Below are 18,727 nucleotides of genomic sequence, written 5' to 3' on the forward strand. Positions count from 1 at the left end.
CACTACCCAACAACGAATCCGTCAAACATTCGTCACATACGTCATATCGATCGGGTATGACTCAGCCGGGCGCCACCGTGACCTCGTCGAACACCACCTCGCCCGCGGCGTCGGACTCCTCGAGATCCACGATGGCCGTCAGCGCCCACCCGTGGTCGCCCGCCGGGTCGTCGATCACCTGGCGCACGTGCCAGAAACCGGGCCGCTGCTCCACCCGGAACAGCTGCGGGCCGCGCGCGTCGGGGCCCGTGCCGATGGTCTCGTACTCCTCGAAATAGGGTGCGAACTCCTCGGCCCAGTCGGGGCCCGTCCCGAGCTGATCCAGCTCATACCAGCGCTGTCGCGAGGCCAGTTCCACGCGGCGGAACATGGCGTTGCGCACCATGATCCGGAAGGCGCGTTCGTTGGCCGAGATCGGGCGCACCTGTTCGGCACCGAAGGCGACCTGGTCGGTGTCGATCTCGGCGCCGGGGTTGGTGAGCTGTTCCCATTCGTCGAGCAGGCTCGAATCGACCTGGCGGATCAGTTCGCCGAGCCATTCGGTGAGGTCGTCGAGCTCCTCGGTGCGCGCCGCGTCGGGCACGGTGCGGCGCAGCGCGCGGTAGGCGTCGGCCAGATAGCGCAGCACCACACCTTCGGAGCGGGTGAGCTCGTAGAAGGAGATGAGCTCGGCGAAGGTCATCGCGCGCTCGATCATGTCGCGCACCACCGACTTCGGCGACGGCGCGAACTCCGACACCCACGGGTGTCCCGCGCGGTAGGTCTCGAACGCGGGCTCGATCAGCTCGGCGAGCGGCTTGGGCCACGTCACTTCCTCGAGCAGCTCCATGCGCTCCTCGTATTCGATGCCCTCGGCCTTCATCTCGGCCACGGCGGCGCCGCGCGCCTTGTGCTGCTGGGCCATCAGCAGCTGCCGCGGGTCCTCGAGCGTCGCCTCGATGAGGGAGACGACATCGAGTGTGTAGGTGGGGCTTTCGCGATCGAGAAGCTCGAACGCGGCCAGCGCGAACGGCGACAGCGGCTGATCGAGCGCGAAGTCGCGTTGCAGGTCGACGGTGAGCCGCGCCATCCGGCCCTTGGCGTCGGGCTCGGAGAGCTGTTGCACCACACCGGCATCGCGCAGCGAACGGTAGAGGCGGATGGCGCGCAGGATGTGTTTGCGCTGGGCCGGGCGCGGTTCGTGATTGTCCTCGAGCAGGTGCCGCATGGCGTAGAAGCAGTTGCCCGGCCGGGCGATGACATTGAGCAGCATCGAGTTGGTGACCGCGAAACGCGACACCATCGGTTCGGGTTGTGCGGCGACCAACCGGTCGAAGGTCTCCTCGCTCCACGACACGAACCCCTCGGGGGGCTTGCGGCGCTGCACCTTTCGCTGCTTCTTCGGGTCGTCGCCCGCCTTGGCGATCAGGCGGGCGTTCTCCACCTCGTGCTCGGGCGCCTGCACCACGACGGTGCCCATGGTGTCGAATCCGGCGCGTCCGGCGCGTCCGGCGATCTGATGGAACTCGCGGGCCTTGAGTCTGCGGGTGCGCACGCCGTCGTATTTGGTGAGTCCGGTCAGCAGCACGGTGCGGATCGGCACGTTGATCCCGACGCCGAGGGTGTCGGTGCCGCACACCACCTTCAGCAGGCCCTCCTGGGCGAGCTTCTCCACCAGCCTGCGGTATTTGGGCAGCATGCCCGCGTGATGCACGCCGATACCGTGACGGATCAGCCGCGACAGGGTCTTGCCGAAACCGGACGCGAACCGGAACTCGCCGATCGCGGCGGCGATGGCGTCCTTCTCGGCGCGGGAGGCGAAGTTCACACTGGTCAGCGCCTGCGCGCGTTCCAGGGCGGCGGCCTGGGTGAAGTGGACTACGTACACCGGGGCCTGGTGGGTGGTGACCAGTTCCTCGAGGGTTTCGGTGATGGGGGTGCGCACGTAGGAGAACGTCAGCGGCACCGGACGTTCGGTGCCCGCCACCACGGCCGTCGGCCTGCCGGTGCGCTGCTCGAGGTCGGTGGCGAAGAAGTCGACCTCGCCCAACGTGGCCGACATCAGGAGGAATTGGGCGCGCGGCAGTTCGATGATCGGCACCTGCCAGGCCCAGCCACGATCCGGGTCGGCGTAGAAGTGGAACTCGTCCATCACCACCTGGCCCACCTCGGCGGCGGCGCCCTCACGCAGCGCCAGATTCGCCAGGATCTCGGCGGTGGCGCAGATGATCGGCGCGTCGGCGTTCACGGCCGCGTCACCGGTGACCATGCCGACGTTCTCGGCGCCGAACACCTCGCACAGCGCGAAGAACTTCTCGCTCACCAGCGCCTTGATGGGTGCGGTGTAGTAGCTGCGCTGCCCGTTGGCCATGGCGAACAGATGCGCGCCGACCGCGACCAGGGACTTACCGGAGCCGGTCGGGGTCGCCAGAATGACATTGGACCCCGACGCCAGCTCCATCAGCGCCTCGTCTTGCGCCGGATACAGGGTGGTGCCCTGCTCGGCGGCCCACAGCGCGAACGACTCGTAGAGCGCGTCGGCGTCGGTACCGGGAATTTCGAGCAGGTCGGTCAGATCCACTCCGACCACCCTAGTGGGCGGGTGCGGTGCGACCGTGCGTCAGTCCCGTCCGGTGTCGTCGTAGCCGCCCTGCTCGGCCAGGAACCGTTCGAACTCGGCGCCGATCTCCTCACCGCTCGGCAGCTCGCCGTCACTGGCCAGCAGGCTGGACTGGCGTTCCTGGGCGGTGACGAAGCTGTCGTACTGGCGTTCCAGCGCCGCGACGACCGTCTCCACCTCCTCGTTGCCCGCGATGTGCTCGGCGACCTGCTCGCGCACCCGCGCGGCCGCCTCACCGAGTGCGGCGAGCGGCAGCTCGAGACCGGTGTTGTCGGCGACGCTCTCGAGCAGGGTCTGAGCGGCCTCGGGGTAGTCGGTCTGGGCGAGGTAGTGCGGCACGTGCACGGAGAACCCGAGCGATTCGTGGCCGTGCTGTGCCATCCGGAACTCGAGCAGCGACGAGGCGCTGCCGGGCACCTGCAGCTCACCCGGCCAACGCTGATGCTCACCGAGCAGCGACCGGTCCGAGGAATGCGCGGTGACACCGAGCGGGCGGGTGTGCGGGATCGCCATGGGGATCGCCGACAGGCCGATCGTGCGGCGCACGCCGAGCTGTTCGGCCAGCAGCCGCACGGCGGTGGTGAACTTCTCCCAGCGCAGATCCGGCTCGAGACCGGCCAGCAGCAGGAACGGTGTACCTGCCGTGTCGCGCAACGCCCACAGGTTCAGTTCGGGCTCGGCGTAATCGGCGAAATGATCGGTCTTGAACGTCATCAGGGGACGGCGCGACCGGTAGTCGAGCAGCTCGTCCACGTCGAACGACGCGACCAGTTCCGATTCCAGGCTCTCGCGCAGGTGCGTCGTGGCCAGGCGCACCGCGTGGCCGGCGTCGGTGAAACCTTCGAGCCCGTGCACCAGCACGGGACCGGCGCCGTCGTCCGCGGACAACTGCGGTGCCGGAAACTCCAGTTCGTACATATGCGACTGGTCATCCATCGCGTTTCTCCTTCCTACGCGGTCCACCAACGCTCGCGGCGGGGGAGGCTCGTCCATTGTCCCCCATGCGAGCACGACCGACGCACACGGCCGGAGGACGGCTCGTCCTGCTTCCAACAGCCGCACGCGCCCCGGCATTCCCTCCGGCGTGGCGCGCGGCGACCGCTCGGTCCGGTGGGGCACAGTGAAGGGTGTGAACGTGGCGCGCACCTCGCTCGGCAGGGCCGTTCCGACGACGGCGGGTCGTCGGCGAGTCGCGGCCTGTGCCGTGCTGATGGCGGGGGCGCTGACCGGGTGTGCCGAGGCGGTGAGCGGCATCCCGGTCGCCGAGAGCGCCACCTCGATGCACCATGTCGAGGCCGCGCCCGCCGATCTGCTGCCCGTCCCGCACGAGTTCCCGGCCGCCTATCCGGCTGTCGTGCTCACGCCGCAGGCCGCCTCGGCCGCGGCGGAGGATCTGGACGGCGTCGGGATGGGTGCGACCGTTAGCCCGGTCGAATGCACGCCGCCGGAGTCCGAAGCCGGTGCCGAACCGCCCGCGGTGGCGGTGGGGACCGACGAGGTGAGCCGGGCCAGTCTCACCGTCGAACTGTCGCGGACCACCGAACTGCTCGCGCGGGTGCGTGACCGGTTGCGGGCCTGCGAACAGATCCGGGTGAGCCGGGCGGGAGCGGGGTCGACCGTCACCACCGAGGTCTCCGCGCACGTACCGGCCGGTGCCGACGAGGCGATGACCTTGCGGCGCAGCGTGATTCCGGACGTCGGTGGGGCGGGGCTGACGCAGACCATGTACACCTCGGTCGGGCGCGTCGGCGACATCAGGATCACCGTCACCTCGATGACCTTCGGTGCGGGCGAACCCGACAAAGCCGCCGTCGACGAGCTGTTCGCTACGGCCGTGCGCTCCGTACGCACGGGCTGATCGGCCGCTACCACTCGGCACCGACATTTCCGGTGCACCCGGACCCGCGCCTGCGGTGGTTGTGCACAGGTTCGCCGCTGTGCACAGGGCGGCGATAAGCCCAGGTCGCGCCATCGGTGCCGGGACGGCGGGCGAGGACGCTCGAGCCATGACACCTTCGACCAACCCGACCCGCCGGGCCACCCGCACAGGACCCTTTCCCCGGGCGCTCACCTGCGCAGAGACAGGCCCGGGTTACCGGGATCTGCCTACCCCTGCCGTCCGCGTCGACGAGCCCGGCGATCTCATCGCCGCGCTTCCGGCCATGCTCGGTTTCGTTCCGGAACGCTCCCTCGTCGTCGCCGTACTGCACCCGCACCCCACGGCCGCCGCCGCGATCGACGCGGTGGTGCGTTTCGACCTCGACGCCGTCACCGATCCCGACCACTACGAGCATTTCCTCGGCTGTCTCGGATCGATCTGCCTGCGCGAACAGGCCAGCGGGGTGTTCGCCGTCTTCATCGACGACCGGCAGCGATCCTTCTCGGCCACCGCCGCGCGCGCCGATGCGCTGCTCGCCGCGATCGGTGCGCAGGGGATCGAGGTGCGTGGGGCGTGGACGGTGCGTGCCGTCGTCGCGGGCGCGCGGTACCGCAGTCTGCTCGGAACCGGCGGCGGGCTGGTCGCCGACCCGGACTCCTCGATGGTCTCGCTGTCGCATGTGCTCGACGGCAGGCAGATACGGCGCTCCCGCGGCGAACTCACCGCGCTCGTGGAACCCGACGAACAGTTGTGCGCGCGGGTTCGGCGCAAGCTCGGACCGGCAGTCGCCCGCTACCGTGGCGGGCTGGCGACGGCCGAACGGGTGGGGGAGGGCGCGGTGTTTCAGCGTCGCGCGCTGGAGTGGGTGCTGTGGCAGATCGCCGACGCCACCTCGGGACTGCCACGTGCCGATCGTGAATTCGCCAGGCTGGCTGCCACTTTGCGTGATCGGGCGGTTCGGGACGCGCTCTACGGGCTGGCCGTCACCGACCACGCCGAAGCCGCCGAAGGGTTGTGGGCACAGCTGGCCAGGGCCACCCCGGCGGGGGACCGCGCCGAGGCCGCCGCGTTGCTCGGCTTCAGTGCCTATGTGCGCGGCGACGGGCCGTTCGCGGGCATCGCGCTGGCCGCCGCCGTGGATGCCGACGGTGACCATCCGATGGCGGTACTGCTGGAAACGTCGCTGCAGTCGGGTCTTCGGCCCGAACGGTTGCGCACGCTGGCCGACTGCGGGCGCCAGATCGCCGCCGATCTCGGGGTCGACCTGGGGCCGGTGCGGCCGTGAGCGGGCCGCACCGGTCGGCCGTGTCAGCGGGCGCTGTGCGCCTTGTCGCCGAGCGAACGCAGGAATTCCCAGGCGTCGGTGACGATCTCGTCGATGTCGTTGTGCTCGGGCGTCCAGCCCAGCTCGGCGATCGCCTTCTCGCTCGAGGCGATCAGGACGGCCGGGTCGCCCGCGCGGCGGGGCGCGTCGATGGCTTCGATGGGCAGACCGGTCACCCGCTCGCACGCCGAGATCACCTCGCGCACCGAGAACCCGGTGCCGGAACCGAGATTGAGAACGCGGTGACTGCCCGGCTGCGAGGACGACAGGGCGAGCAGATGCGCCTGGGCCAGATCACGGATGTGGATGTAGTCGCGCACACAGGTGCCGTCGGGTGTGGGCCAGTCGGTGCCGTACACCGAGATCGCCTTGCGATGACCGAGTGCCACCTGCAGCACGAGGGGGATCAAATGGGTTTCCACCACACGGTTTTCGCCGAGCCCGGCGTAGGCGCCGGCCACATTGAAGTAGCGCAGGCTCGTCGCGGCCAGCCCGTAGGCCACCGCGTAGGAGGTGATGGCGTGGTCGATCGCCAGCTTGCTCGCGCCGTAGGGGTTGGTCGGGCGGGTGGGCGAGTCCTCGGTGATCGGCACCTGTTCGGGCTCGCCGTAGACCGCCGCCGTCGAGGAGAACACCAGGCGCCCGGCGCCGGTCTCGCGCATCGCGTCGAGCAGGGTCAGCGTCTTGGCCACGTTGCCGTGCCAGTACTTGGCCGGCTGCTCCACCGACTCGCCCACCAGCGACTGGGCCGCGAAATGCAGGACACCGTCGAAGGATTCGGCACGCAGCAGAGCCGGGGCGGCCTCGGCGATATCGCCTTCGACGAATCGCGCGCCCGCCGGGACACCGTCGGCGTTACCGGTCGACAGGTCGTCGACGACGACCACCTCGTTGCCCTGCTCGAGCAACACCGCGGCGCACACGCCGCCCACATAGCCGGCGCCGCCGGTGACCAGAAGTTTCACGAATCAGACCAGCCTCACCTGGACGGCGTGCGCCATCTCCTCGGACAATTCGAAACCGTGGTGCCCCGGCACCGTGATCAGCACCGCACCCGGCTTGGTCTCCACGGTGACGCGTGCGTCGGGAACGACACCGGCCTCCCGCAACCGGCCGATGACCTCGGGGTCGGTCTGGATGTGCTCGGCCAGCCTGCGCACGACCACCGCGTGCAGCGCGCCGTTGGGCAGGTCCGAGAGGCGGATCAGCTTCTCCTCCACCGGCGGCGGGTCGGCGAGGCCGAGTTCGTCGAGGCCGGGGATGGGGTTGCCGTAGGGCGAGGTGGTCGGATGGTTGAGCACCTCGATCAGGCGCCGCTCCACCTCTTCGCTCATCACGTGCTCCCAGCGACACGCCTCGGCGTGCACGTTCTGCCAGTCCAGCCCGATGATGTCGACCAGCAACCGCTCGGCGAGCCGGTGCTTGCGCATCACCGCGACCGCCATCGAGCGGCCCTTGTCGGTCAGCTCGAGATGGCGGTCACCCGCGACGAGCAGCAGGCCGTCGCGTTCCATCCGCGCGACAGTCTGGCTCACCGTCGGACCACTCTGCTCGAGCCGCTCGGCGATTCGTGCCCGCAAGGGCACCACGCCCTCTTCCTCGAGGTCGTAGATGGTACGGAGGTACATCTCCGTGGTGTCGACCAGATCTTTCACCTGATAACCCCTTCGTCGGCACGATTCTACCCACGGGCGAACGCCGGTCCGTGCGCTGGACCGGCGGCCCTATTTCTACTGCATGTCAACGTCTCACGGGGCCCGCTGCTTCCGGCTAGCGTGGCGAGCATGGTCACTGTGCCACCGAGCCGAGCACCGGGAACTCTCGTATGGACCGAGCGATTCCTCGGCTACACCTGGAGCCCCGAACATCCGATGAAACCGGCGCGCCTGCGGTTCACCATGTCGCTGGCCGAAAGTCTCGGTCTGCTCGACGGTATCGAACCGCTCGCCCCCGCCGAGGCTACCCAGGGCGAGTTGATGCGGGTGCACAGCAGCGCCTATATCCAGGCGGTTCGCCGAGCCGGTGCGGGACCCGCCACCCCGGAGGACACCCTCTACGGCCTGGGAACCGCCGACAACCCGGTCTTCCCGCACATGCACGAGGCGGCGTCGGTGATCGTCGGCGGCACGCTGGCCGCGGCGCGGGAGATCGCGGCCGGGCGTACCCGGCGCGCGGTGAGCATCGGTGGCGGCATGCACCACGCCATGCCGGATTCGGCGGCGGGGTTCTGCATCTACAACGACGCCGCGATCGCGATCTCCTGGTTGCTGGACAACGGATTCGACCGGATCGCGTATGTGGATGTCGATGTCCATCACGGCGACGGTGTGCAGCGCGCCTTCTATGCCGATCCACGGGTGCTCACGGTGTCGCTGCACCAGCATCCGGCCACGTTGTGGCCCAATACCGGATGGCCGGAGGAGACCGGGCTCGGCAGCGCCGAGGGCACCTCGATCAACCTGCCGTTGCTGCCCGGCACCCGGGACGCGCAGTGGCTGCGCGGTTTTCACGCGGTGGTGCCCGGTGCGATCGCCGCGTTCCGGCCGCAGATCATCGTCAGCCAGTGCGGGGTGGACACCCACCGCGAGGACCCGCTCGCCGATCTGGAACTGACCGTCGACGGTCAGCGCGCGGCCTTCCTCGCCATGCGCGAGCTGGCCGACCGCCACGCCGAGGGCAGATGGCTCGCGCTCGGTGGCGGCGGTTACGGGGTGGTGCGAGTGGTGCCACGGGCGTGGACCCACCTGCTCGCGGCCGCGCTGGATCGTCCGTTGGCGCCGGACACCCCGATTCCCGAGAGCTGGCGCGAGCAGGTACGCGCGTCGGCGCCGCGGATCACCCCGCCGACGACGATGAGCGACGGTGGCGACCCGACCTACCGCCCGTGGGACGGGCCGGGCGGCACCCCCGAGATCGGCGACGCCGACGAGGTCCGGGCTCAGCGCGCGGTCGACACCGCCATCTCGGCCACCCGACGGGCCAGTTTCTCGCTGCTCGGTCTCGACCCGGAGGATCCCCGTGACTGAACCACTGCTGCCCGACACTCCCGATACGCCCGCGAACCCGCCCGAGCCGCCGCCGCAGTTGTTCGGCGATGTGCTGGCGGCCGACGGCGGGGTGGTGCGGATCCGCCCGATCGTGCCCGCCGATGCCGACGCGCTGGCGGATTTCCACGCCCGGCTCTCGGACCGCACCCGCTACCTGCGCTATTTCGGTCCCTACCCGAGAATCTCGCCCAAGGACATGTACCGCACCACCCATGTCGACTATCACGACCGGGTGGGGTTGGTCGCGGTGCTCGGTACCGCGATCATCGCGGTGGCCCGCTACGAACTGCTCGACCGACCGGGGCCGCGCGCGGCCGAGGTGGCGTTCGTCGTCGCCGACGAACACCAGGGGCGCGGACTCGGGTCGATCCTGCTCGAGCATCTCGCTGGTGCCGCCGCCGAGAACGAGGTGGAAACGTTCACCGCGGAGGTGCTGGCCGAGAACGAGGCCATGATCACGGTGTTCCGTGACGCCGGCTACCAGTTGCAGCGCAGCCGCGACGGCTCCGAGGTGCACCTGGAGTTCGCGATCGACCCCACCGAGGCCCTGCGCACCGTTCGGGATGCCCGGGAGGCGGCGTCGGAGGCGCGCAGCGTCGGCAATCTGCTCGCACCCGGTTCGGTGGCGGTGATCGGCGCGTCGCCGGAGAGCACACGGGTCGGTGGCGCCGTGCTGGCCAATCTGCTCGCGGGTGGATTCGCCGGCCCGGTGTTTCCGGTGAATCCGCATCGCCGGTCGGTGCGCGGGGTGCGCGCCTACGCCACCGTCCGCGAGATTCCCGACGAGGTCGACCTCGCCGTCGTCGCGGTGCCGCCCGCCGCGATCGGACCGGTGCTCGACGACTGCATGGCCAAGGGCGTCAAAGGCTTGATCGTGCTCACCGCCGGTTTCGGGGAGACCGGGCCCGCGGGGTTGGCCGCCGAACAGGACCTGGTCGCCGCCGCCCGGGGGCACGGGATGCGGGTGGTCGGACCGAGCGCGCTCGGCATCGCCAACACCGACCCGGCCGTGGGGCTCAATGCCACCCTCGCCCCGGTACTGCCGCAGCGTGGGCGAATCGGGTTCTTCTGTCAGTCCGGGCCGCTCGGCGCCGCGATTCTCGCCGAGGCCGCCACCCGCAATCTCGGCGTGTCGACATTCGTGTCGGCGGGCAACCGGGCCGATGTGTCGGGCAACGACCTGCTGCAGTACTGGGACACCGCCGCCGACACCGAGGTGATCCTGCTCTACCTGGAGAGTTTCGGTAATCCGCGCAAGTTCTCCCGGCTCGCGCGGCGGGTGGCGCGCGGCAAACCGATCGTGGCCGTGAGCAGTGGCCGGCTGGCCGCCGGCGCCGATATGGATCGCACAGTGGTGCGTGACCTGTTCGCCCAGGCCGGGATCATCCAGGTGGACTCCATCTCCGAATTGTTCGACTGTGCCGCCCTGCTGGCGTGTCAGCCGTTGCCGCGCGGACCACGGGTAGCGGTGGTCGGCAACAGCGCTGCCCTGAACTGGCTGGCCATCGACGCGGCCACCAGCGAAGGCCTACGTATCCACCGCCCGCCCACAGCCGTCGACCGTGGCCCCGGAGCCCGGCCCACCGAACGCGGACCGGGCGGTCCGGAAAGCGACGTCGGGGGTGTGGCGGCTGACGGGCCGGTGGATCTCGGACCGGAAGCGACCCCTGCCGATTTCCGGGAGGCTGTGCTCGCGGCTCTGCGCAGTGCGGAAGTCGATGCGGTGATCGTGGTTGTCGCGCCGCCGGTGCCGGTGCATATGGGTGGGTTCGCGGATGCGTTGCGTGCGGCTGCGGCCGCCGCACCCGACCGGGACAAACCGGTGCTCACCACCTTTGTGGCGGAATCCGGAATTCCTGATCTGCTCGCTGTGCGGTCGACCGGTGGCGCGCCTGGGCGCGGGTCCATCCCGTCGTATCCCGATCCGGAACGTGCCGCCCGTGCGCTGGCCAGGGTCGATCGCTACGCGCGCTGGCGGGATCGGCCCGTCTCGCCGGTCGTTCGTCCTCCCGGGATCGACACCGCCGCGGCGACGGGGATGGTGGAGCAGTGGTCGGCCGGGTCGTCGGGGCGGTGGCTCACCGATGACGAGGCGGTGCGGCTGCTCGAGTGCTACGGCATCGCCATCGTCGACTTCCGGGCGGTGCGTGACGCGGAGCAGGCGGTGGCCGCAGCCGAGGAACTGGGCTACCCGGTCGCCGCGAAGGCCACCGGTGAGCTGTGGCGGCGCAGACCGGATCTGATCGGGGTCCGGTTGGATCTGTGGGGGCCCGACGCGGTCCGTCAGGCGTACTCCGATCTTGTTGCGATATGTGGCGATCCCCTGCTGCACGTGCAGAAGATGGCGACCAAGGGCGTCGGGTGCGTGCTGAGCGTCACCGACGACCCGTCGTTCGGTTCGGTCATCGAGTTCGGCCTGTCCGGCATGATCATGGACCTGCTCGGCGACCGTGCCTACCGCGCGCTACCGCTGACCGCCGATGAGGCCGCCGCCCTGATCGACGCACCTCGCGCCGCACCGCTGCTCTCGCCCGGCCCAACGGGCCCGGGTGTCGACAAGGCGGCGCTCATCGAACTGGCCCAACGCATTTCAGCCCTCTTCGACGACATCCCCCAGATGCGCGAACTTTCCTGCGACCCCGTCCTGGCTTCCCCCGGCTCGGCCGAGATCATCTACGCCCGCGCCCGCATCGGCCCCCAACCCACCCGCTTCGACACCGGCCCCCGACGCCTGGCATGAACGACCACACGGCCGCGCGGCGGCGGTACATGCCACAGGCGGCGTGGTGGTGGACGGACAACGCCGACCGGTTCGCGACCCCGGAGGGGGATGGAGTCACGGACACCGGTCGGCGTTTCGGAAGACGACCCCTGAGGGCCGTCAGGTCTTGGTCAGCGCCGGCAAGTCACCGTCGACACGATGGCGGCGGATCAGCACGGCGCTGACAGTGGCATCAGCTCGCGTAGGCACGCAGACGGTCGGCGCGCTCACCTTTGCGCAGCTTCGACATGACCTCGCGCTCGATCTGGCGCACCCGCTCGCGCGACAGGCCGAACAGCTTGCCGATCTGGTCGAGGGTGCGGGGCTGCCCGTCGTCGAGGCCGAAGCGCAGGCGGATGACCTGCTGTTCGCGTTCGTCGAGGGTGGCCAGGACGCTGCGGACGTCGTGGTGGAGCAGGCCCGCGATCACGGCGCTCTCGGCCGAGGTGGCCTCGGAGTCCTCGATGAAGTCGCCGAGCGGGGCTTCCTCATCGTTACCGACGGGCATGTCGAGGCTCACCGGGTCGCGGCTGTGGTCGAGCAGGTCGGCGATCTTCTCCACCGGGATGCCCGACTCGTTGGCCAGTTCGGCATCGGTGGCCTCGCGACCGAGCTGCTGATGCAGTTCGCGCTTGATCCTGGCGAGCTTGTTCACCTGTTCGACCAGGTGCACGGGCAGCCGGATGGTGCGGCTCTGATCGGCCATACCCCTGGTGATGGCCTGGCGGATCCACCAGGTGGCGTAGGTGGAGAACTTGAAGCCCTTGGCGTAGTCGAACTTCTCCATCGCGCGGATGAGGCCGAGGTTGCCCTCCTGGATGAGATCGAGCAACGGCATGCCGCGGCCGGTGTAGCGCTTGGCCAGCGAAACGACCAGACGCAGGTTGGCCTCGAGCAGGTGCGAGCGGGCGGCTTGCCCCTCGCGGACCAGAACGGCCAGATCACGCTTGCGGGCCGCCGACAACCGTTTGCCGGTCTCGAGCAGGTGCTGGGCATACAGGCCCGCCTCGATACGCTTGGCCAACTCGACCTCGTCGGCCGCCGTGAGCAGTGCCGTGCGGCCGATCCCGTTCAGGTACACGCGTACCAGGTCGGCGGCGGGGCTCTGGGCGTCGATATCGGACTCGCTGGGGCGCACTCGAGTAGTGGCGGGGCTTGTCATGACTTGCCTCCTGTCGGTGGTGTCTCACTCCGATCAACGGACCCGACTTAGAGAAAGTTCCCGATCCCGTGCGTAATAAACCGCTCTGAGCTGCGGATTTATCCGTGCACGGCTGAGAAGTTCCTGAGAAGGACGCCGTCGTGGAACGCGTGCCCCGTCCAGCCCGGTCTACACCGGCCGTATCAATCCGTGGCGGACGAGACCGGCGACCACGCCGAGAGCCTGGGCCGCGAACTCGGGGGTCACCTGCTCGGCTCCGTCGGCGAGCGCGAGCAGTTCGATCAGTTCGTACAACGGCAGACCGTCGGCCCGCATTCCCGCGACGAGCGCGACGGTCGTCTCGTCGACCTCGTGCTGCCAGCGCGGACCGTCGCCGCGGTGCAACCGCGCCACCTGCTCGAACCAGCCGTCCTCACCCGGCAGGTACACCCGTTCCAGGGCAGTGGCCGGGCTCGGCGCGAAACGTGAACGCCACGCGAGGCTTTCGTCGGCGGCCACCGCTCGCAACCAGGCCGAACGGGCGAAATAGTCGCGCACTTCGGCCCCGAGCGGGTCGTCGAAGCCGTGTGTGAGGTCCTCGGCCAGCAGTTCGGTCGACCCGTCGATGGCCCGCAGGTAGACGAAGCCGAAGCCGATGCCCGTCACGTCGGCGGCCTCGAAGGCGTCGAGCCAGCGTGCCGCGCGTTCCTGCGCCTCCTGATCCCGCGGGTCCAGACCCGCGTCGCGCAACCAGGTGCCCACGTACAGCCCGGGATCGGCGACATCGCGCTGCACCACCCAGGCGTCGACGCCGTGTTCCGGCAACCACGACGACACCCGCTGCCGCCAGTCCTGCCCCTCGACATGCACCCAGGCGGCGAGCATGGCCGCGGTACCGCCGGGTGCGAGCAGCCCGGCGGCCTGCCCGATCACCAGCTCGCTCGCCCCGTCGAGCGCGAGCCCGGAGTCGCGGTAGGTGTGTTCGATGCGTGCGGGTCCCACGACGAAGGGCGGATTGGCGACGATCTGATCGAACCGCCTGCCCGCCACCGGCTCGAACCACGACCCTTCGAGCAGCTCGATCTCGAGTTCGTTGAGCGCGGCGGTGGCCTGTGCCAGCCAGAGCGCGCGCGGGTTCACGTCGGTGGCGGTGATCTTGTCCGCGTAGGCGGCCGCGTGCACGGCCTGTACGCCGCAGCCGGTGCCCAGGTCGAGCACGGTGCCCACCGGTTCGGTCGGGGTGGCCCGCAGCAGCGAGAGCGAGGCGTGGCCGACGCCGAGGACGTGCTCCTCGGTGAGGGTTCGCCTGCGCATCGAGTCGTCGAGATCGGACAGGATCCAGCGGTTCCCGTGTCCGGCGTCGAGCGGGCGCAGATCGAGTGCGGCGCTCACCTCGCCGCCGTCTCTGGTAAGCAGCCCGGCGGCCACGGCGTCGTCGACGCGGACCGGTGCCAGCGCCGCGGCCACGTCGGGTTCGGGCAGTGCGTCGCCGAGCAGCAGCAACCGGATCAGTGTGCCGAGCTCACCGGCCTCGCGCGCGGCACGGCGCACCGGCACCGGCTCCGAACGACCCAGTGCCGCATGCACATCCGGGCCGAGCGCGTCGACCAGTCCGTCGGCGGTGTAGTCGACCCTGGTCAGCGCCGCGCGCAGATCCGGGCACAGTGCGGTGAGCAGGGAACCGGTGGTGGTGTGGTTCGTAGGCACCCGACCACTCTGCCAGCCTCGGCGAACCGCGCTTCGGCCAGCTCAGGAAGGCTTGCGGGAGGTCACGCAGTAGGGGGTGCCACTGGGGTCGGCGAGGACGATCCAGAACTCCTCGTCCACGAGACGGGTGGCGCCGAGGGATTCGTGCCAGGTGGCGACGGCGGACATGTCGGTGGCCGCGAAATCGATGTGGGCGCCGGGGTGCCGAGGCTCGTCGAGGCGTTGCAGCAGGAACTGCAGTGGTTGTCCGGGATCGCGCAGGCGCGTGAACTCGGGGCGCCGGGTCGATTCAGGGGACCACCCGGTGAGCGCCTGCCAGAACGAGGTGTCGGAGTCGAGGTCGGTCGGTGCGAGGTCGAGGCAGATCTGGTCGAGTGCCGCGACATTTCCATCGGGCGCCGTGACCCGTGCCATCGCACCGGTAGCGGGGGACGGGCCCGCGTGAGTAAAGCAGAAGGTCTGTCCCGCAGGTGATTCCATCACTGTGTAGTCGCGATCGACCAGGACGACCTGGGCTCCGAGTGCCGCCGCCTCGGCTACCGCGGCGGGGATGTCGTCGACATCCAGATCGAGGTGTGTCCCGCCTGCGCCGCCCACTCGCTGCATCTTCAGCCACGCGGGCCCGGTCGACGGCAGCAACGTGACGAACTCACCGTGCGCTCCACGCGGCGGCGACACCGTCGACCCGGTCGCTTCTGCCCAGAACCGTACGCACTCGTCGAAAGTGGCCGCGGGCCGGTCGATGAACGCCCAGGTCCAACGAATCATAGTGTCTCCCTGGTAGATCGGAGGTTCGAGACACCGCCACGAAGAGCAAGGCCCGACCGTCACGAAACCGGCAGAGGCCGTGCGGCACGGGCATCGGCGGCTTCTTTCGCACGGTATGCCGCGCAAGCCGCGCTGTCGACCGAAATGCTCCCTCCGGTGCGGGCGCCGGTCGCCGCGACCCGGCAGGCCGATCGAATTGGCCGGATATCGACGAAACGTGTCACTCCGGCCACTCGTTCGAAACGGCAACATCCATCATGATCACCAGGGTGACCGACCTGCGCCCACTCACCCCGCCCGCCGGTGAAGTCCCGTCCGAACCAGCGGTAGCCGGCAGGCTCGTCGACGAGCCCCGCCGCGCCCTGCACCCCGCCTGGATCGTCGCGGGCGTCGGCTTCGTCGCGCTCCTCGGCGCGGCGGCGTTCCGTTCGGTCCCCAGCGTCCTGATCGAACCGTTGCACGACGAGTTCGGGTGGTCACACGCGACGATCTCGGCCGCCGTCTCCCTGAACATGCTGCTCTACGGCCTGATCTCGCCGTTCGCCGCGGCGCTGATGGACCGGTTCGGTATCCGCCGGGTGGTGTGCGCGGCGCTGGTGCTGATCGCCGCGGGTGCCGGGCTGACGGTGTTCATGACCCAGGCCTGGCAGCTCCTGATGACCTGGGGTCTGCTGGTCGGTATCGGCGTCGGTTCGATGTCCATGCCGTTCGTCGCCACCATCACCGGCCGCTGGTTCGTCCGCAGCCGAGGCTTGGTGACGGGCATCCTCACGGCGGCGGGCGCGACAGGGCAACTGGTGTTCCTGCCGCTGGTCTCGATGCTCGCCCACGACCACGGCTGGCGCCTGCCCTCGGTGATCGTCGCGGCCGTGGCCCTGGCGGTGGCGCCGCTGGTGTGGTTGTTCGTGCGCGACTATCCGAGCGACGCGGGCGTGCGCGCCTACGGTGCCGAACCTGGTTCGGACGTCGGTGTGCGGCGGCCGGTCGCCGGGGGAGCGGGCCGGGCGCTGCGGGTACTCGCCGCCGCCGCCCGCAGGCCCGGATTCTGGTTGCTCGCAGGCGGTTTCGCGGTGTGCGGCGCGTCGACGAACGGCCTGGTCGGTACCCATTTCGTCACCGCTGCGCACGACCACGGCATGCCACCGACCACGGCCGCCGGACTGCTGGCCCTGGTCGGGGTCTTCGATGTGGTGGGCACCATCGCCTCGGGGTGGCTGTCGGACCGGGTGGACCCGCGCTATCTGCTGCTCGGCTACTACTCGCTGCGCGGGCTGTCGCTGCTGATCCTGCCGTCGCTGCTCGGCCCACACACCCAGCCGAGCATGTGGGTGTTCATCATCTTCTACGGCCTGGACTGGATCGCGACGGTCCCGCCGACGGTGCTGCTGTGCCGGGAACTGTTCGGTGCCGACGGTCCGATCGCATTCGGCTGGGTGTTCGCCGCCCACCAGGTCGGTGCGGCGATCGCGGCCACCGGGGCGGGCTTCATCCGCGACCTCAACGGTTCCTACGACCTGGCCTGGTACCTGGCCGGCGGGTTGTGCGGTGCGGCGGCGGTGATGTCGATCCTGATCAGGCGGCCGCGGCGCTCACTCGAGGGCTTTGCGTGAGCGCGCCTCGAGGGCGATCTCCTCGCGGCGCCCGTCCCAGCGGCTCGGTTCGTCCTTGGTGCGTGGCGGCCGGTCGTTGGCGACCAGCACCGCGATCCACGGCAGCGGTACCGACGCGGCGATGATGAGGATGGAGACGAGCGGGTTCTCGAACACGCTGTAGGCGATGGCCGCGAGGATCAGGCACGGGATCCGGAAACCCATGATGATCATGTAGCGGCGTACCCGGGCGCGGTGTTGCTCGTCGAGCGAGGTCGCGGCCTCGGTGATGAGCACCGGGTGCTCACCGGAGTCGCGGAAGAACCCCCGCGAGGCACCTTTGCCCGGCAGGTGCACTTCGGGTTCCGGGGTCGGATCGCCGGCGCCGGGGGACTCGCCGTTGGACTGCATGCTCCCGAGTCTTCCACTTGCCGTCGCCGGGCGCACACGCGGCTGGTCAGCGAGCCACCGCCCGGATACGGCATCATGGAAGGCATGAGTACGGACACTCTGGTACGCCCGGAAACCACGACCGACGAGACGACCGGTGACGACGTCCCCAAGTTCTTCCACTACGTGAAGAAGGACCGGATCGCCGAGAGTGCCGTGATGGGCACCATGGTCGTCGCGCTGTGCGGTGAGGTGTTCCCGGTGACGCGTTCGCCCAAGCCCGGCTCACCGGTCTGCCCGGACTGCAAGAAGGTCTACGAGCGCTTGCGCAAGGGCGGCGACTGAGCCGGTTCCACCGTCGGCGATGACGCCGGCGCCTCCGTCGAGGCGTCGGCGCTTTCGTCGTGTTCGCTGTCGGTTTCGTCGTCACCCAGCACCTGACTGGTGATCCATTCCTTCACCTGCTCGATGCGGGTGGCGCGCGCGGGCCAGAACTCCTGCACCGCCGCGTTGAACTCCGCACCGAGGATCACCGCGAAGCCGAGGAAATAGGTGAACAGCAGGAACGCGATCGGGGTGGCGAGCGCGCCGTAACTCACCCCGGTCTCGGTGATCCAGGACAGGTAGCGGCGCAGCAGGTCGCTGGCGGCCATGAAGAACACCCCCGCGACCAGTGCCCCGGCGAACAACCGGTGCCACGGCAGCGATTTGTGCAGCGCGAGCTTGTAGAGCGTGGTGAGTCCGACAATGAGCAGCAACCCGACGATCGGGTAGTAGAACGTGTCGATCACCCGCAGCCCCGGTTCGCGCCAGGCATCGGGCAGTACCCGCCCGATCCGGGTGGGACCGAGCGCGATCATCGGCAGCAACAACACCGCCGCGACCAGGAACTGCACATACAGCAGCAACGCGAAGATCCGCTGCCATACCGGGTGGCGGGCGTCCTGCTGACCGTGCGCCTCGACGATCGCGTCGACGAAGGTCGCCATGGCCGAGGACCCGGCCCACAGCGAGAGCACGAAACCGAACGACACCACCGCGCCACGACCACGGCCGAGCACATCGTCGACGGTGGGTTCGATCAGATCCGACACCACCGACGGGCTGAAGAAGTCCCGGCTGAAGGCGATGATCTTGGCTTCCACGATCTGCACGGTGTCGGGCCCGAACAGCCCACCCACGTAGCCGAGGCTGCCGAGCAGGCCGAGCAGCAGCGGTGCCAGCGACAGTGTCTGCCAGAACGCCGCCGCCGCCGACTTGGCGAAAATCGAGTTGTCCCAGCACTTGTGCGAGACCCGCACGATCAGCCGCCACGCCGTCCGCAACCACGACAGCCACCGTGCGCGTTCGCGCGGATGTTGCCCGGTGGGGACGGGCATGGCCACGGCTCCGCCCGGCCCCGGGGTGGGCGGCGGATACGCGGCATCGGTCGCGTGGGCCTCGTTGTTGCTCATGTCGTTGTCCAGCATCTCGCACCGATGGCGACCGTGGGGTGCGGGACGAGCATCGTGTCGGTGGGTAA

The 18,727-nt window shown here is 69.6% G+C and carries 15 protein-coding genes; 6 read left to right on the forward strand and 9 right to left on the reverse strand.

Annotated features, from left to right (window positions below; translation table 11 throughout):
* Positions 1-61 precede the first annotated feature (61 nt).
* Both LDL21_RS14655 and LDL21_RS14660 read right to left on the reverse strand, forming a co-directional pair.
* Complete coding sequence (locus LDL21_RS14655; RefSeq protein ID WP_181696982.1) at positions 62-2,560, reverse strand: DEAD/DEAH box helicase; 2,499 nt, start codon at positions 2,558-2,560, stop codon at positions 62-64.
* Positions 2,561-2,599: 39 nt separating this feature from the next.
* Complete coding sequence (locus LDL21_RS14660) at positions 2,600-3,535, reverse strand: PAC2 family protein (protein WP_181696983.1); 936 nt, start codon at positions 3,533-3,535, stop codon at positions 2,600-2,602.
* Positions 3,536-3,728: 193 nt separating this feature from the next.
* On the opposite strand from LDL21_RS14660, the gene LDL21_RS14665 reads away from it, so the two are divergent.
* Complete coding sequence (locus tag LDL21_RS14665) at positions 3,729-4,457, forward strand: sensor domain-containing protein (protein ID WP_225280505.1); 729 nt, start codon at positions 3,729-3,731, stop codon at positions 4,455-4,457.
* Between the two features lie 148 nt (positions 4,458-4,605).
* A complete protein-coding gene (locus LDL21_RS14670; protein ID WP_225280506.1) occupies positions 4,606-5,763 on the forward strand; it encodes a DUF4192 domain-containing protein in 1,158 nt (385 codons plus the stop codon).
* A 23-nt stretch (positions 5,764-5,786) separates the two neighbouring features.
* Here LDL21_RS14670 and galE read toward each other — a convergent pair whose 3' ends face one another.
* Complete coding sequence (gene galE, locus LDL21_RS14675; protein ID WP_225280507.1) at positions 5,787-6,767, reverse strand: UDP-glucose 4-epimerase GalE; 981 nt, start codon at positions 6,765-6,767, stop codon at positions 5,787-5,789.
* A 3-nt stretch (positions 6,768-6,770) separates the two neighbouring features.
* Positions 6,771-7,457 (reverse strand): iron-dependent transcriptional repressor DtxR, encoded by a 687-nt coding sequence (locus LDL21_RS14680; RefSeq protein WP_067636271.1) that lies wholly within the window; start codon positions 7,455-7,457, stop codon positions 6,771-6,773.
* Between the two features lie 129 nt (positions 7,458-7,586).
* Here LDL21_RS14680 and LDL21_RS14685 point away from each other — a divergent pair, with 129 nt between their 5' ends.
* Complete coding sequence (locus LDL21_RS14685) at positions 7,587-8,828, forward strand: acetoin utilization protein AcuC (RefSeq protein ID WP_225280508.1); 1,242 nt, start codon at positions 7,587-7,589, stop codon at positions 8,826-8,828.
* A complete protein-coding gene (locus tag LDL21_RS14690; RefSeq protein WP_372462181.1) occupies positions 8,821-11,589 on the forward strand; it encodes a bifunctional acetate--CoA ligase family protein/GNAT family N-acetyltransferase in 2,769 nt (922 codons plus the stop codon). Before LDL21_RS14685 ends, LDL21_RS14690 begins: the two co-directional genes overlap by 8 nt.
* A 214-nt stretch (positions 11,590-11,803) precedes the next feature.
* On the opposite strand, the gene LDL21_RS14695 is transcribed toward LDL21_RS14690, so the two are convergent.
* The 3 genes from LDL21_RS14695 to LDL21_RS14705 form a co-directional block, all read right to left on the reverse strand.
* A complete protein-coding gene (locus LDL21_RS14695) occupies positions 11,804-12,772 on the reverse strand; it encodes a sigma-70 family RNA polymerase sigma factor (protein WP_067492821.1) in 969 nt (322 codons plus the stop codon).
* A 168-nt stretch (positions 12,773-12,940) separates the two neighbouring features.
* Complete coding sequence (locus LDL21_RS14700; protein WP_225280509.1) at positions 12,941-14,458, reverse strand: DUF7782 domain-containing protein; 1,518 nt, start codon at positions 14,456-14,458, stop codon at positions 12,941-12,943.
* Positions 14,459-14,500: 42 nt separating this feature from the next.
* Positions 14,501-15,226: a VOC family protein gene (locus LDL21_RS14705; protein WP_225280510.1), complete on the reverse strand. Its 726-nt coding sequence runs from the start codon at positions 15,224-15,226 to the stop codon at positions 14,501-14,503.
* Positions 15,227-15,483: 257 nt separating this feature from the next.
* Here LDL21_RS14705 and LDL21_RS14710 point away from each other — a divergent pair, with 257 nt between their 5' ends.
* Complete coding sequence (locus LDL21_RS14710; protein WP_225280511.1) at positions 15,484-16,836, forward strand: MFS transporter; 1,353 nt, start codon at positions 15,484-15,486, stop codon at positions 16,834-16,836.
* Here the strand turns inward: LDL21_RS14710 and LDL21_RS14715 are convergent.
* Positions 16,816-17,226: a DUF3099 domain-containing protein gene (locus LDL21_RS14715; RefSeq protein WP_181696989.1), complete on the reverse strand. Its 411-nt coding sequence runs from the start codon at positions 17,224-17,226 to the stop codon at positions 16,816-16,818. The two genes, LDL21_RS14710 and LDL21_RS14715, sit on opposite strands and share 21 nt — an antisense overlap.
* A gap of 84 nt (positions 17,227-17,310) precedes the next feature.
* On the opposite strand from LDL21_RS14715, the gene LDL21_RS14720 reads away from it, so the two are divergent.
* Positions 17,311-17,550 (forward strand): DUF3039 domain-containing protein, encoded by a 240-nt coding sequence (locus tag LDL21_RS14720; protein ID WP_067493022.1) that lies wholly within the window; start codon positions 17,311-17,313, stop codon positions 17,548-17,550.
* Here the strand turns inward: LDL21_RS14720 and LDL21_RS14725 are convergent.
* Entirely contained in the window at positions 17,520-18,584 is a 1,065-nt protein-coding gene (locus tag LDL21_RS14725; protein WP_372462190.1) for a YihY/virulence factor BrkB family protein, read from the reverse strand. The genes LDL21_RS14720 and LDL21_RS14725 overlap by 31 nt on opposite strands.
* Positions 18,585-18,727: the final 143 nt, after the last annotated feature.

This window comes from Nocardia rosealba, assembly GCF_020216065.1.
Classification (GTDB): domain Bacteria; phylum Actinomycetota; class Actinomycetes; order Mycobacteriales; family Mycobacteriaceae; genus Nocardia; species Nocardia rosealba.

Coding starts and splice junctions, on each gene's coding strand:
- LDL21_RS14670 (WP_225280506.1), top strand. CDS start 4,606: ATGACACCTTCGACCAACCCGACCCGCCGGGCCACCCGCACAGGACCC.
- LDL21_RS14695 (WP_067492821.1), bottom strand. CDS start 12,772: ATGACAAGCCCCGCCACTACTCGAGTGCGCCCCAGCGAGTCCGATATC.
- LDL21_RS14660 (WP_181696983.1), bottom strand. CDS start 3,535: ATGGATGACCAGTCGCATATGTACGAACTGGAGTTTCCGGCACCGCAG.
- LDL21_RS14715 (WP_181696989.1), bottom strand. CDS start 17,226: ATGCAGTCCAACGGCGAGTCCCCCGGCGCCGGCGATCCGACCCCGGAA.
- LDL21_RS14710 (WP_225280511.1), top strand. CDS start 15,484: ATGATCACCAGGGTGACCGACCTGCGCCCACTCACCCCGCCCGCCGGT.
- LDL21_RS14725 (WP_372462190.1), bottom strand. CDS start 18,584: ATGCCCGTCCCCACCGGGCAACATCCGCGCGAACGCGCACGGTGGCTG.
- LDL21_RS14705 (WP_225280510.1), bottom strand. CDS start 15,226: ATGATTCGTTGGACCTGGGCGTTCATCGACCGGCCCGCGGCCACTTTC.
- LDL21_RS14720 (WP_067493022.1), top strand. CDS start 17,311: ATGAGTACGGACACTCTGGTACGCCCGGAAACCACGACCGACGAGACG.
- LDL21_RS14685 (WP_225280508.1), top strand. CDS start 7,587: ATGGTCACTGTGCCACCGAGCCGAGCACCGGGAACTCTCGTATGGACC.